At 64.4% G+C, this 205-nt stretch carries 1 protein-coding gene; it reads right to left on the reverse strand.

What is annotated here, in order from left to right; all coding sequences use genetic code 11:
• The coding region (locus tag IF78_RS44795; RefSeq protein WP_037643183.1) for a DUF2637 domain-containing protein at positions 1–205 on the reverse strand (205 nt) is incomplete at both ends.

Below are 205 nucleotides of genomic sequence, written 5' to 3' on the forward strand. Positions count from 1 at the left end.
CAGCGGGAAGGGTATACGGATCCACGTCAGCAGCAGATCCAGGGCGAGGAGGACGCAGATGCCCGCGTCGATGCCGATCGGGAAGACATGACTGAGGTTGCCGAAACCCTTCTGGATGGCCAGCTCGCGGACTGCCGCGTACGAACCGGCGAAGCCGATGCCGGCGATGATCACGGCGCCGAACACGACCACGCCGATGAGTACC

It is taken from the genome of Streptomyces bicolor (assembly GCF_000719285.1).
GTDB classification, from domain to species: domain Bacteria; phylum Actinomycetota; class Actinomycetes; order Streptomycetales; family Streptomycetaceae; genus Streptomyces; species Streptomyces bicolor.